The following is a 12,242-nucleotide window of genomic DNA, read 5'->3' on the forward strand; positions in this document are numbered from 1 at the left end:
GCCCGCGTCGACGGACTCGAGCGCGCCGCAGCCGCGGCCCGCGGACGCGTCGACGACGCGATCGCCGACGACGCCTCGGCCGTCGCGGCCCGCGCGGCCGGCCGCCTCAAGCTCTCCGCCGACCACACGGTCGTCGCGCTCTCCGGCGCGACCGGGTCGGGGAAGTCCTCGACCTTCAACGCCCTGAGCGGGCTCGAGCTCGCCGCTGTCGGCGTACGACGTCCCACCACCTCGTGGGCCACGGCCTGCGTCTGGGGCAAGGAGGGGGCCGAGGAGCTCCTCGAGTGGCTCGGCATCCCGCCCCGGCACCAGGTGACCCGCGACTCGATGCTGTCCAAGGCCGACGAGGACGTCGAGATGCGCGGGGTCGTGCTCCTCGACCTCCCCGACCACGACTCCACCGAGGTGTCCCACCACCTCGAGGTCGACCGTCTCGTCGAGCTCGCCGACATGCTGGTGTGGGTGCTCGACCCGCAGAAGTACGCCGACGCCGCCATCCACGACCGCTTCCTCAAGCCGCTCGCCGGCCACAGCGACGTGATGCTGGTCGTGCTCAACCACATCGACACCGTGCCGGAGGACCGCCGCGAGACGATGGTGGACGACGTACGCCGGCTCCTCGAGGCCGACGGCCTGGCCGGGGTGCCGGTGCTCCCGGTCAGCGCGCGCCAGGGCTGGGGCATCGACGAGCTGCGCGGCATGATCGCCCAGCGCGTCGCGGCCAAGAAGGTCACCCGCTCGCGGCTCGAGGCCGACGTGAAGTCCGCCGCCCAGCGGCTGCAGGACGCGACCGGCAGCGGCAAGGCGCCGACGTTGTCGAAGGAGCGGGTCGCCGCGCTCGACGACGCCTTCGCCGACGCCGCCGGGGTGCCGACGGTCGTCAAGGCGGTGGCCGACTCGACCCGCCTGCGTGCCAACCGCGCCACCGGCTGGCCGGTCACGGCGTGGTTCTCGCGGCTGAAGCCCGACCCGCTCAAGCGCCTCCACCTCGACCTGGGCGCGTCCGGCAAGGAGCTGACCGGCGCCTCCCGCACCTCGGTGCCGAAGGCCACCGGCGTCCAGCGTGCCCGCGTCGACACCGAGGTGCGTGCCCTGGCCGACCAGGTGGGCGAGGGGATGGCGCCGTCGTGGGCGCACGCCGTCCGCGCCGCGTCGGTCTCGCGCCTGCCCGACCTCAACGACCGCCTCGACCGGGCCGTCGCCGCCACCGACCTCGGTGCCGACAAGATCCCGGTCTGGGCGGGCCTCGTGCGCGTGCTCCAGTACGTCCTGATCCTCGCGGCCCTGGTCGGAGCCGGCTGGCTCGCCCTGCTGGCCCTCGGCTCCTACGCCCGCCTCCCCGAGCCGCCGACGCCCGAGGTGGGCGCCTTCCCCGTGCCGACGCTGCTGCTGCTCGGCGGCCTGGGTCTGGGCCTGCTCCTGGCCCTGGTGTGCCGTTGGCTGGTCTCGCTCACGGCGAGGTCGCGGGCACGCACCGCCGACAAGCGCCTGCGCGACGCGATCTCGGAGGTGTCGGCCGAGGTGGTGGTCGAGCCGATCCGCGCGGAGCTCGTCTCCTACGCCGAGGTGCGCGACGGCCTGGCGGCGGCCCTGCGCTGAGGTTTCGTGGACCGCTGATCGTCCACAGCGGCACCCGGACGCGGGTTGTCCACAGCTCCCCGGCAGCCGGGCCGTGGGTGTCGGTCGGGGTGCCGAGCCTTGGAGTGATCGCGGCGGAACCACCGCCGCCGACACCAGGAGATGCACCGATGTACGACACCCAGATCACCCTGACCGGCTGGATCGGCGGCGACGTCGTGCTGCGCGAGGTCGCCGAGGGACGCCACGTCGCCTCGTTCCGCGTGGCCTGCACCCCGACGCGCTACCGCGACGGCGAGTGGGTCAAGGGCACCACGTCGTGGCACACCGTCAAGGCGTGGAACCGGCTCGCTCGCCACCTCGCGGCGTCCCTGCACAGCGGTGACCCGGTCGTGGTCCACGGGCGGCTGGTCGCCGACGTCTGGGAGCGCGAGGGCAAGCCGCAGACGTCCTTCGAGGTGGTCGCCTCTGCCGTGGGCCACGACCTCTCCCACGGCACGGCGACGTTCACCAAGCCCGTGCCGGCGGAGGTCCGGGAGGTCCCGGTCGCGGACAGCACGGAGCCCCAGGCGGCCTGAGGCGGCTCGGGAGCCGGGCTCCGCCAGTGGTGGACGCCGTCACCTGCTCGTCGCGGTGGCGGCCCGGGAGGTCTCACGACCGTGGCGGCGAAGGCGCGATTGTCGGCGCGGGTGCGCTGCCCCGTAGGCTCGCCCGCATGGCTGAGTACGTCTTCACACTGCGCAATGTGCGCAAGGCCCACGGCGACAAGGTCGTCCTCGACAACGTCACCCTCTCGTTCCTCCACGGTGCCAAGATCGGCGTCGTCGGGCCCAACGGCACGGGCAAGTCCTCCCTCCTCAAGATCATGGCGCAGCTCGACCACGCCAACAACGGCGACGCGATCCTGGACCCCGACGCGACCGTCGGGATGCTCCAGCAGGAGCCGCCCCTCTCGGAGGGCAAGACGGTCCTCGAGAACGTCGAGGAGGCCGTCGGCGAGCTCAAGGCGAAGATGAAGCGCCTCGAGGAGGCCTACATGGAGATGGGCGAGCCCGACGCCGACCAGGACGCCCTCATGGAGGAGACCGGCAACCTCCAGACCGAGCTCGACAACGCCAACGCGTGGGACCTCGACAGCCGCCTCGACCAGGCCATGGACGCGCTGCGCTGCCCGCCGCCGGACGCGCTGGTGGACAACCTCTCCGGCGGCGAGCGCCGCCGCGTCGCGCTCTGCAAGCTGCTCCTCCAGCAGCCCGACCTCCTGCTCCTCGACGAGCCCACCAACCACCTCGACGCCGAGTCGGTCCAGTGGCTCGAGGGCCACCTGGCCAGCTACCCCGGCGCCGTCCTGGCCGTGACCCACGACCGCTACTTCCTCGACAACGTCGCGCAGTGGATCCTCGAGCTCGACCGCGGCAAGGCGCACCCCTACGAGGGCAACTACACGACCTACCTCGAGACCAAGAAGGACCGCCTCAAGATCGAGGGCCAGAAGGACGCCAAGCGCGCCAAGGTCCTCGAGCGCGAGCTCGAGAGGGTGCGCTCCAACGCCAAGGCCCGCCAGACCAAGAGCAAGTCCCGACTCGCGCGCTACGAGGAGATGGCGGCCGAGGCCGACCGGATGCGCAAGATCGACACCTCCGAGATCAACATCCCCGCCGGTCCGCGCCTGGGCGACATCGTGCTGGAGGCGGACGACCTCGGCAAGGGCTTCGAGGGTCGCACCCTCATGCACGACGTCTCGTTCAAGCTCCCGCGCGCCGGCATCGTCGGCGTGATCGGTCCCAACGGAGTCGGCAAGACCACCCTCTTCCGGATGATCACGGGGGAGGAGCAGCCCGACGCCGGCGAGCTCAAGGTCGGCCAGACGGTCAAGCTGTCGTACGTCGACCAGAGCCGCGGCGGCATCGACCCCAACAAGAACGTCTGGGAGGTCGTCTCCGACGGCCTGGACTTCATCAAGGTCGCCAACTTCGAGATGAACAGCCGCGCCTACGTCGCGTCGTTCGGCTTCAAGGGTCCCGACCAGCAGAAGAAGGCCGGCGTGCTCTCCGGTGGTGAGCGCAACCGCCTCAACCTGGCGCTCACGCTGAAGATGGGCGGCAACATGCTGCTGCTCGACGAGCCCACCAACGACCTCGACGTCGAGACCCTGTCGTCGCTCGAGGACGCGCTGCTCGACTTCCCCGGCTGTGCCGTGGTCACCTCGCACGACCGGTGGTTCCTCGACCGCGTCGCGACGCACATCCTCGCGTGGGAGGGCGACGACGAGGACCCGGCCAACTGGTTCTGGTTCGAGGGCAACTTCGCGGCCTACGAGGAGAACAAGATCGAGCGGCTGGGCATCGAGGCGGCGCGCCCGCACCGCGTGACGCACCGGCGCCTCACCCGCGACTGAGCTGGGCTGGCCTGACTGGCCTGTCTGGCCTGATTGACCTGATTGACCTGATCGACCTCAGTGACCTCGCGCTGCGCGCGAGGTCACTGGGTGCGGATCTCCGACTCGGGGTGCCGTGTGACGAGGTGGTCGGCCACGCGGTCGAAGACGCGCCCCACGGCGGCGAAGTCCTCCTCGCCCACCAGGTCGACCACGTTGCGCCGCACGCTCTCGACGTGGCACGGCGCGGCCTTGACGAGGAGCTCGTAGCCACGCTCCGTCATGGTCGCGACGACCCCGCGGCCGTCCTCCGGGGTCGTGCCGCGGGTGACGTAGCCGACGGCCTCCATCCGGGCGACCGTGTGCGTGACCCGGCTGCGCGAGTGCGCCATGGCATCGGCGAGCTGGGCCATCCGCATAGCGCGCCCGGGCCGCTCGGAGAGGCGCACCAGCACCTCGTACTCGGTCAGCGACATGTTGAACTCACGTCGCAGGTCGTCGTCGAGACGCTCCAGCAGCAGCGTCATGCCCATCATCAAGGCACGCCACGAGTGCTGCTGGGAGGCGTCGAGCCATCGAGGTTCCCCCGTCACGGTCATGGCCGAAGCCTAGTGGGCGGGGCCCGATCGCGCTCAGCCCATGCGCTCCAGGATCATCGCCATGCCCTGGCCGCCGCCGACGCACATGGTGATGAGACCGGTGGACTTGTCGTGCCAGTCGAGGCTGTTGAGCATCGTGTTCTGCAGGCGTGCGCCGGTCATCCCGAAGGGGTGGCCGACCGCGATCGCGCCGCCGTTGACGTTGAGCCGGTCGAGGTCGATGCCGAGGTCCTGGTAGGACGGCACCACCTGGGCCGCGAAGGCCTCGTTGATCTCGACGAGGTCGATGTCGCCGATGCTCATCCCGGCGTACTTCAGGGCGTTCTTCGTCGCCTCGACCGGGCCGAGGCCCATGATCTCCGGCGAGAGGCCCGAGACGCCGGTGGAGACGATGCGGGCCAGGGGGGTGAGACCGAGCTCGGCAGCCTTGGTGTCCGACATGATGACGACGGCAGCGGCGCCGTCGTTGAGCGCGCAGCAGTTGCCGGCGGTGACCACGCCGTCGGGGCGGAAGACGGGGTCGAGGCCGGCGATGGCGTCGTACGTCACTCCCGCTCGCGGGCCGTCGTCGGTGCTGACGACCGTGCCGTCGGGCGTGGTGACCGGGGTGATCTCGCGGGCCCAGAAGCCGTCGGCGATCGCCTTCTCGGCGAGGTTCTGCGAGCGGACCGCGAACTCGTCGAGCTCCTTGCGGTCCAGGCCGCGCATCCGGGCGACGTTCTCGGCCGTCTGGCCCATCGCGATGTAGATGTCGGGGAGCAGGCCGTCCTCGCGGGGGTCGTGCCAGCGCCGTCCTGAGCCTGTCGAAGGGTCCTTCCCGCCCGCGGCGTACTCGTCGGTCCGCGCCTGCGCGTCCTCGAAGACCGGGTTGCGGGTGCCGGGGATGTGGTCGGAGGTGCCCTTGGCGAACCTCGAGACGGTCTCGACGCCGGCCGAGACGAAGATGTCGCCCTCGCCGGCCTTGATGGCGTGGAAGGCCATCCGGCTGGTCTGCACCGACGAGGAGCAGTAGCGGGTGATCGTCGCGCCGGGGACCTCGAGGCCGAGCAGCGTGGTGACGACGCGTGCCATGTTGTTGCCCGACTCGCCTCCGGGGAGGCCGCAGCCGAGCAGCAGGTCCTCGATGGTGGCGGGGTCGAGGTCCGGGATCTTGTCGAGCGCGGCCTGCACGACCAGCGCGGTCAGGTCGTCGGGACGGAAGTCCTTGAGCGAGCCCTTGTTGGCGCGGCCGATGGGGGAGCGCGCTGCGGAAACGATCACTGCCTCGGGCATGGATAACTCCGGTTACTCGTCGGTCACTGTCTGGGGGGCAGACTAGTCCGCGGCTACGACGCGTCCGCTCCCAGCCCGGACAGCAGCTCCTCGACGCTGTCGCCGACGAACCTGCGGCGACGTCGCGGGGGCAGCATCAACGACGCCAGCAGTACGCCGTCGAGCGCGGCGACGAGCGTCTCGGCGGAGGCGCCACCCTCCTTCCCCGCACCGCTCATGACCTCGCGCACCATGGCCACGAGGTCGTCGCGCCACAGCGTGAACCGCTCGGCCAGGCCGGGGTCGCGGGTGGCGGCGACCGTGAGCTCGAGGCGCGCGGCCAGCAGGTCGGGCTGGTCGAGCCAGCGGGAGAACAGGCGGGACACCTCGGCGACCGCACGCTCGTGGTCGCCGGGGCAGGCGGCGAGCCGGGCGCCCAGCGCGGCCACGTCCGCGCCCAGCCGGTCGGCCACGAAGTCGCCGAGCGCTCCGATGAGCGCATCGCGGGAGCGGTAGTAGGCCGAGGAGCTGCCCTCCGACAGGCCGGCCTCGCGGTCGACCGCGCGGTGGGTCAGTCCGCGGTTGCCCTGACGGGCCAGCACGGTCGTGGCGGCGGCCAGGATCTCGCGACGGCGCGGGGAGAGCTCCTCGGTCGCTGGGCTCACGGTCTCGCCTCCTCCTGCGCTCCGACGCACGTCCGCGACGGTGACGCAGGACACTACCGGGCCGACTTGCGATGCGGGCCTCGAGGAGTAGCCTTCTACATACGTAGAAACTCTACGTCTGTAGAAAGGAACCGATCATGCAGCTCATCGACCCCACCGCCGCCATCACCCTCCTGGTCGTCGTCGGCATCGCCGCCCTCGCCTCCGTCGCCATGGCCGCGGTCGCGCTTCCCTCGACCCTCAGCGTGACCCGCCGCGACCGCTTGGCCCGCCGCGAGTCCATCCCGGCCTACTACGGTCGCCTGCACTTCGCCCACTGAGCGACCCGACCCACGCCCTCATGAGCGGCGCATCTGCGACGATCGGGGTGTGCGTCACCTCTACCGCTGCCCGCTCCGCTGGGCCGACCTCGATCTCCTGGGGCACGTCAACAACGTCACCTACGTCGACTACCTCCAGGAGGCGCGGGTCGACATGTTCCGCACCCACGCCCCGGACAGCCGCGCGGACGACCTGGCCGAGGGCGTCGTGGTGGTGCGCCACGAGGTCACCTACGTCTCATCGCTGACGTTCTCCTTCGAGCCGGTCGCCATCGAGTGCTGGGTCACCGAGATCCGCGCCGCGAGCTTCACGATGGGCTACGAGATCTTCACCGAGGACGAGGCGGGTGAGCGCACGGTCCACCTCCGCGCCCGCACCGTGCTCACGCCGTACGTCTTCGCCACCGAGCGTCCGCGCCGCCTCCACGACGAGGAGAAGGCGTCGCTGGCCCGCCTCCTCGAGCCGGACGAGCCGGTCCGGGCCCCGCGCCACCCCGACGTGGTCGAGGTCCCCGGCGGCACGTACGCCGTCCACGTCCGCTTCAGCGACGTCGACGTCTACGGCCACGTCAACAACGTGAAGTACTTCGAGTACTTCCAGGAGGCCCGGATCCAGCTGATGGTCGACCAGGGCCGCGAGCTCGGCGACGGCTACCACCTCGTCGTCGCGCAGACCGACGTGGACTACAGGCGGCCGATCCTGTTCCGCCCGGAGCCCTACGACTGCCGCACGTGGGTCTCCCGGATCGGGAGCACCTCGGTGGTCTTCGAGTCCGTGGTGCGCGACGGCGACCAGGTCCTGGCCCGGGCCCGTGTGGTCGGGGTCTGCATCGACAACGAGACCGGGCGCCCGACGCCGGTGCCCGACCGGTTCCGCACCTTCGTGGCGGGGTAGCCGCGAGCGGGTCTCATTCGAGCGTGTTGACCATGAACTGCGCGGCGTGGGTCACGTAGTCCCAGAACCGCTGGTCCTGCTCGGGCGTGAGGTCGGCCGCGTCGAGCCCCGCGCGGAAGTGCACCAGCCACCGCTGCGCGGCAGCGGGCGTGACCTGGAAGGGCGCGTGCCGCATCCGCAGGCGCGGGTGCCCGCGGGTGTCGCCGTACGTCGTCGGACCACCCCAGTACTGGATGAGGAACAGCGTGAAGCGCTCCTCGGCCGGCCCGAGGTCCTCCTCGGGGTACATCGGACGCAGCAGCTCGTCCGTGGCCACGCCCTCGTAGAAGCGGTGGACGATGGTGCGGATCGTGTCCGCACCACCGATCTCGTCGAAGAAGGTGGTGGTCACGTCGTCATTGTCCCGCCCTCGGCCTGAGCAGGCCCCTTCGCGGGGGGTTGCTCGTCCTCGTCGGGGACGGGCGGGTGCGGTCGCTGGTCGTCGCGCATCCACACCACTCGCTGGGCGAAGGGCGTCTCGAAGCCCTCGAGGTCGAAGCGCACCTTGATCCGCTGGCGCATCTCGCGCGCGACCGCCCACTGCTCGAGCGGGGCCGTCTTCACCGCGATCCGTACGACGACGGCGTCGGGACCGAGGTCCTGGATGCCCCAGACGGAGGGTTCCTCGATCACCCGGCCCTTGAAGTCCTCGTCCTCCCAGATGTCGTGGGCGACCTCGGCCAGCACCCGCTGGACCCGGGCCAGGTCCTCGCCGTAGGCGACCTTGATGTCGAGCACGGTGCGCGCCCAGTTCTGGCTCATGTTGCCGACCCGGAGGATCTCGCCGTTGCGGACGTACCAGACGGTGCCGTTGACGTCGCGCAGCCGCGTGACGCGCAGGCTGACCGCCTCGACGGTGCCGGAGGCCTCACCGAGGTCGACCTCGTCGCCGACGCCGTACTGGTCCTCGAAGATCATGAAGATGCCGGACAGGAAGTCCTTGACCAGGGCCTGCGAGCCAAAGCCGAGCGCCACGCCGATGATGCCGGCGCTGGCGATCAGGGGCCCGATCTCGTAGCCGACCTCGGCGATGGCCATCAGCGCGATCACGGTGAACACGACGCCGCTGACGATGCTCTTGAGCAGGGAGCCCATGGTGGCCGCCCGTTGCACGCGGCGGGTGTAGCCGGGGTCGTCGGTCAGGTTGAGCGCCGCGCCCATCCGACCGCCGGTGATGGCCCGGCTGAGGCGGTTGGGGAGCATGCCGACCTCGGCCCGCTTGATGACCCGGTCGATGAGCCGGTGGAGGAGCCACCGGCTGATGAGTCCGATGAGGATCAGTCCCGCCAGCGCGGACGGCTTGCCGAGGACCCAGTCCGAGATCGTGGCGAGCGTCTGGCTGCCGGTCCGCTCCAGCACCCAGGTGCAGATGTTCTCGTCGGCCGAGCAGGTCAGGAGGGTGTTGGTCTCGCGCCCGGAGACCTCGGTCACAGTGATGATCGGGGCAATGAGGGGGTGAGGCATGCCCGCCAGTATGGGCGATACCCTTCTGCACGTGACCACGCCCGTCAGCCCCACCCAGACTCCCCGGCGCTCGTCCCCGCACGCCCACGCCCGCCGTGTCCGGCGCGCTGCCGTGCTCACCACGGCGCCGGTGCTGGCGCTCCTGGCCGCGCCGGCCAGTGCCGACGTGCCCGACGGCTGGGCCCCGGTCACGGACGTCGACGACCTGCACGCCCTGCTGCTGCTCGTGGGCGGCCCGCTGCTGCTCTTCGTGCTCATCGCCCTCGCGGTCTACCTGCCGGCGATGGTCCGCGGCGAGAAGCTCCTGCCGGACCACACCGGCAGCCAGCACCTGCCCGAGGGCCAGTGGATCGGCGGCCCCCGCCAGGGCGTCGCCGAGCTCCCGGCCGCCGACGACGACTCGAGGGCCGGTGGCGCACGTGGCAGCTGGTGAGCTGCTGAGCCAGGCCGACCGGCTCGCCCTCGACCGGGCCATCCGCCTCGCCGAGCAGGCGTGCCGCTTCGAGTTCTCCGTCTACGTCGGCCCGGCCGACGGCGACGACACCCGGGCCTGGGCCACGCGCCTGCACAACCGCCTCGTCGCTCCCGCGCGGAGCGTCCTGGTGCTCGTCGACCCGCGCCGCCGGGTGACCGAGGTCGTCACGGGGGGCGACGTACGCCTCCACCTCACCGACGCCGAGGTCGAGCTGGCCGTGCTGGCGATGTCGTCGGAGTTCGGTGCCGGCAACCTGCTCGGCGGGCTCCAGCGCGGGATCGCGATGCTCGCCGAGCACGCGCGTCCGCAGAACACCCTCCACGCCTGAGCCGAGCTGACGCTCGTGCACCGCGAGAGCATGCCGAGCTGACGCTCGTGCACACCCCGCGGCGTGCACGAGCGTCAGGTCGGCGACTCAGCGGGCGTCGTACTCCTGCGCGGTGAGCGCCCGGGCGATCTCGGCCCGCGCCTCACCGACGTAGCGCTGCGCGCCCTTGGGCGCGTTGTTGTCGGCGAGCCACTCGTCGAGGCGGGCCAGGGTGGCCGCCGAGCCGAGCGGCTTGGGGAAGCCGTACTCGAGCACCGCCGACGCCTTGTGGAAGCCGAGGGTGTCGATCAGGGTGTCCGCGGCCTCCAGGAACTTCTCGAGGTAGGGCTCGAGCACGTCCTCCTGGCCGAAGCGGAAGATCGACAGCGACATCTCGCGCATCGTCTCGTTGGGCGTGGCGGGGTCGACGATCGCGGCCCACCCGACCTCCTTGGCCTCGGCCGTCGGCTGCGCGACGCGGGCCGCGGCCGCCGACTCCTGGCCCGAGATGGTCTTGTCGACCTCGAGCTCGGCGTCGATCTCGGCGTCGCCGAAGCGTCCCGACCTGGCCAGCGCGGTGATCAGCACCCAGCGCATGTCCTGGTCGATCGCCAGGCCCTCGACGGCGAACGAGCCGTCCAGCAGCCCGATCAGGTCGTCGAGGGCGCCGTCGCTGCGGGCGGCACCGGCGTACGACCGGGCGAAGGTGAGCTGGTGGTCGCTGCCCGGCTCGGCGGCCAGGAGCAGCTCGCGCAGCCCGGACTCCCACGTCGCCCGCAGCTCGTCGCGGTGCGCGGGGTCGGAGTAGAAGTTCACTGACAGGGCGGTGGAGGCCGGGATGCGGGTCACGGCCCACGCGTCCGACTCCGCGCCGATGTTGGCCAGCACGAGGTCGACCCAGTCACGGGTGCGCATCTCGCCGTCGCGGGTCATGTCCCACGCGGCACCCCACACGAGCGCCCGCGGGAGCGAGTCCTCGAAGGTGGAGAGCCCGGAGATGGCCGTGGCCAGCGACCGCTCGTCGAGACGGATCTTGGCGTAGGCGTGGTCCTCGTCGTTGAGCAGCAGCAGCGCCGGCTGCTTCACCCCGACCAGCTCGGGGACGTCGGTGCTGGCGCCCTCGACGTCGATCTCGAGGTAGTCGCGGCGCACGAGCCGCCCGTCCACGTCGTCGTACAGCCCGATGCCGAGCCGGTGGCGCCGCAGCGTCGGCCAGTCGGGGTGGGCCGTCTGGCTGACGGCGAACGTGGCGTAGCTGCCGTCGGCGTCGAGCTCGAACGAGGGGGCTAGCGTGTTGACGCCGGCGGTCTGCAGCCACTCCTGCGCCCAGCTCTGCAGCTCGCGACCGGAGGCCTTCTCGAGCGTGGCGAGGAGGTCCTTGAACTCCGGGTTGCCGTACTCCCACTCCTTGAAGTAGGCGCGCAGCCCCTCGAGGAACGGCTCGAGGCCCACCCACGCGACGAGCTGCTTGAGCACCGAGGCGCCCTTGGCGTAGGTGATCATGTCGAAGTTGACCTCGACCGCGTGCAGGTCGACGTTGTCGGCCGCGATCGGGTGGGTCGAGGGCAGCTGGTCGGCGCGGTAGCCGGTCTGCTTGCGGGCGTTGGCGAAGCCGGTCCAGGCGTCGGTGAAGTCGGTGGCGTTGGCCTCGCACCAGTAGCAGGCCCACTCGGCGAACGACTCGTTCAGCCAGAGGTCGTCCCACCACTTCATGGTCACCAGGTCGCCGAACCACATGTGGGCCATCTCGTGGGTGATCACCGAGCAGCGGAACTCGTAGAACGAGCGCGGCTGGCGGCTGCGGGGGAGGTACTCGTCGCGCAGGGTGACGCAGCCGGCGTTCTCCATCGCGCCCATGTTGTACTCGGGCACGAACAGCTGGTCGTACTTCTCGAACGGGTAGGCCATCGCGAACTTCTCCTCGAAGAACGCGAAGCTCTGCGAGGTGATCTTGACGAGCTCCTCGTGGTCGAGGTGCTCGACCAGCGACTGCCGGCAGTAGAGGCCGAGCGGGATCTCGTCGTACTGGCCCTGGAAGGTGTCGAAGACGGCGTGGTACTCGCCGGCCACGACGGCGGTGATGTAGGTCGACATGCGCTTGGTGGTCGGGAACGTCCAGGTGGCGGTGCCCTCGCCCGCGGCGACCGGCTCGGGCGTGGGGGCGTTGGAGACGACGACCCAGTGGTCGGGCGCGGTCACGCGGAAGTCGAAGACGCCCTTGAGGTCGGGCTGCTCGAAGGTGGTGAAGACGCGGCGCGCGTCGGGCACCTCG

Annotated in this window: 13 protein-coding genes; 7 read left to right on the forward strand and 6 right to left on the reverse strand. The window is 71.1% G+C overall.

The features are described from left to right. The 3 genes from JWN97_RS07000 to ettA form a co-directional block, all read left to right on the forward strand. On the forward strand, positions 1 to 1,599 hold a 1,599-nt coding region (locus JWN97_RS07000; RefSeq protein WP_297620497.1), incomplete at its 5' end, for a YfjP family GTPase. A 149-nt stretch (positions 1,600 to 1,748) separates the two neighbouring features. After that, positions 1,749 to 2,156, forward strand: a complete 408-nt coding sequence (locus JWN97_RS07005; protein WP_297620500.1) for a single-stranded DNA-binding protein — start codon at positions 1,749 to 1,751, stop codon at positions 2,154 to 2,156. Positions 2,157 to 2,293: 137 nt separating this feature from the next. Then, positions 2,294 to 3,976, forward strand: a complete 1,683-nt coding sequence (gene ettA / locus JWN97_RS07010; protein ID WP_297620503.1) for an energy-dependent translational throttle protein EttA — start codon at positions 2,294 to 2,296, stop codon at positions 3,974 to 3,976. Positions 3,977 to 4,059: 83 nt separating this feature from the next. On the opposite strand, the gene JWN97_RS07015 is transcribed toward ettA, so the two are convergent. From JWN97_RS07015 to JWN97_RS07025, 3 genes are read right to left on the reverse strand one after another with little or no spacing between them, the layout of a single operon-like run. After that, complete coding sequence (locus JWN97_RS07015; protein ID WP_297620506.1) at positions 4,060 to 4,554, reverse strand: MarR family transcriptional regulator; 495 nt, start codon at positions 4,552 to 4,554, stop codon at positions 4,060 to 4,062. Between the two features lie 33 nt (positions 4,555 to 4,587). Beyond that, positions 4,588 to 5,826: an acetyl-CoA C-acetyltransferase gene (locus tag JWN97_RS07020; protein ID WP_297620508.1), complete on the reverse strand. Its 1,239-nt coding sequence runs from the start codon at positions 5,824 to 5,826 to the stop codon at positions 4,588 to 4,590. 53 nt (positions 5,827 to 5,879) lie between these two features. Further along, on the reverse strand, positions 5,880 to 6,470 hold the full coding sequence (locus tag JWN97_RS07025; RefSeq protein WP_297620511.1) for a TetR family transcriptional regulator: 591 nt from the start codon (positions 6,468 to 6,470) through the stop codon (positions 5,880 to 5,882). Positions 6,471 to 6,607: 137 nt separating this feature from the next. Between JWN97_RS07025 and JWN97_RS07030 the strand changes: the two genes are divergently transcribed. Beyond that, positions 6,608 to 6,790: a hypothetical protein gene (locus JWN97_RS07030; protein ID WP_297620514.1), complete on the forward strand. Its 183-nt coding sequence runs from the start codon at positions 6,608 to 6,610 to the stop codon at positions 6,788 to 6,790. A 49-nt stretch (positions 6,791 to 6,839) separates the two neighbouring features. Next, positions 6,840 to 7,685 (forward strand): thioesterase family protein, encoded by an 846-nt coding sequence (locus JWN97_RS07035; protein ID WP_297620517.1) that lies wholly within the window; start codon positions 6,840 to 6,842, stop codon positions 7,683 to 7,685. A 13-nt stretch (positions 7,686 to 7,698) separates the two neighbouring features. Here JWN97_RS07035 and JWN97_RS07040 read toward each other — a convergent pair whose 3' ends face one another. Both JWN97_RS07040 and JWN97_RS07045 read right to left on the reverse strand, forming a co-directional pair. Continuing rightward, on the reverse strand, positions 7,699 to 8,076 hold the full coding sequence (locus tag JWN97_RS07040; RefSeq protein WP_297620520.1) for a globin: 378 nt from the start codon (positions 8,074 to 8,076) through the stop codon (positions 7,699 to 7,701). Then, positions 8,073 to 9,188 carry a mechanosensitive ion channel family protein gene (locus tag JWN97_RS07045; protein ID WP_297620523.1) on the reverse strand — a complete coding sequence of 372 codons (1,116 nt, stop codon included), beginning with the start codon at positions 9,186 to 9,188 and terminating at the stop codon, positions 8,073 to 8,075. The genes JWN97_RS07040 and JWN97_RS07045 overlap by 4 nt, the downstream gene beginning before the upstream one ends. 31 nt (positions 9,189 to 9,219) lie before the next feature. Between JWN97_RS07045 and JWN97_RS07050 the strand changes: the two genes are divergently transcribed. Both JWN97_RS07050 and JWN97_RS07055 read left to right on the forward strand, forming a co-directional pair. Further along, on the forward strand, positions 9,220 to 9,621 hold the full coding sequence (locus JWN97_RS07050; RefSeq protein WP_297620526.1) for a hypothetical protein: 402 nt from the start codon (positions 9,220 to 9,222) through the stop codon (positions 9,619 to 9,621). Then, positions 9,608 to 9,991 carry a DUF5130 family protein gene (locus JWN97_RS07055; protein ID WP_297620529.1) on the forward strand — a complete coding sequence of 128 codons (384 nt, stop codon included), beginning with the start codon at positions 9,608 to 9,610 and terminating at the stop codon, positions 9,989 to 9,991. Before JWN97_RS07050 ends, JWN97_RS07055 begins: the two co-directional genes overlap by 14 nt. An 87-nt stretch (positions 9,992 to 10,078) precedes the next feature. Here JWN97_RS07055 and pepN read toward each other — a convergent pair. Next, positions 10,079 to 12,242, reverse strand: a 2,164-nt coding sequence (gene pepN / locus JWN97_RS07060; RefSeq protein WP_297620532.1) for an aminopeptidase N, incomplete at its 5' end; no start/stop codon positions are given.

Source organism: Nocardioides sp., from assembly GCF_025965415.1.
GTDB lineage: Bacteria > Actinomycetota > Actinomycetes > Propionibacteriales > Nocardioidaceae > Nocardioides.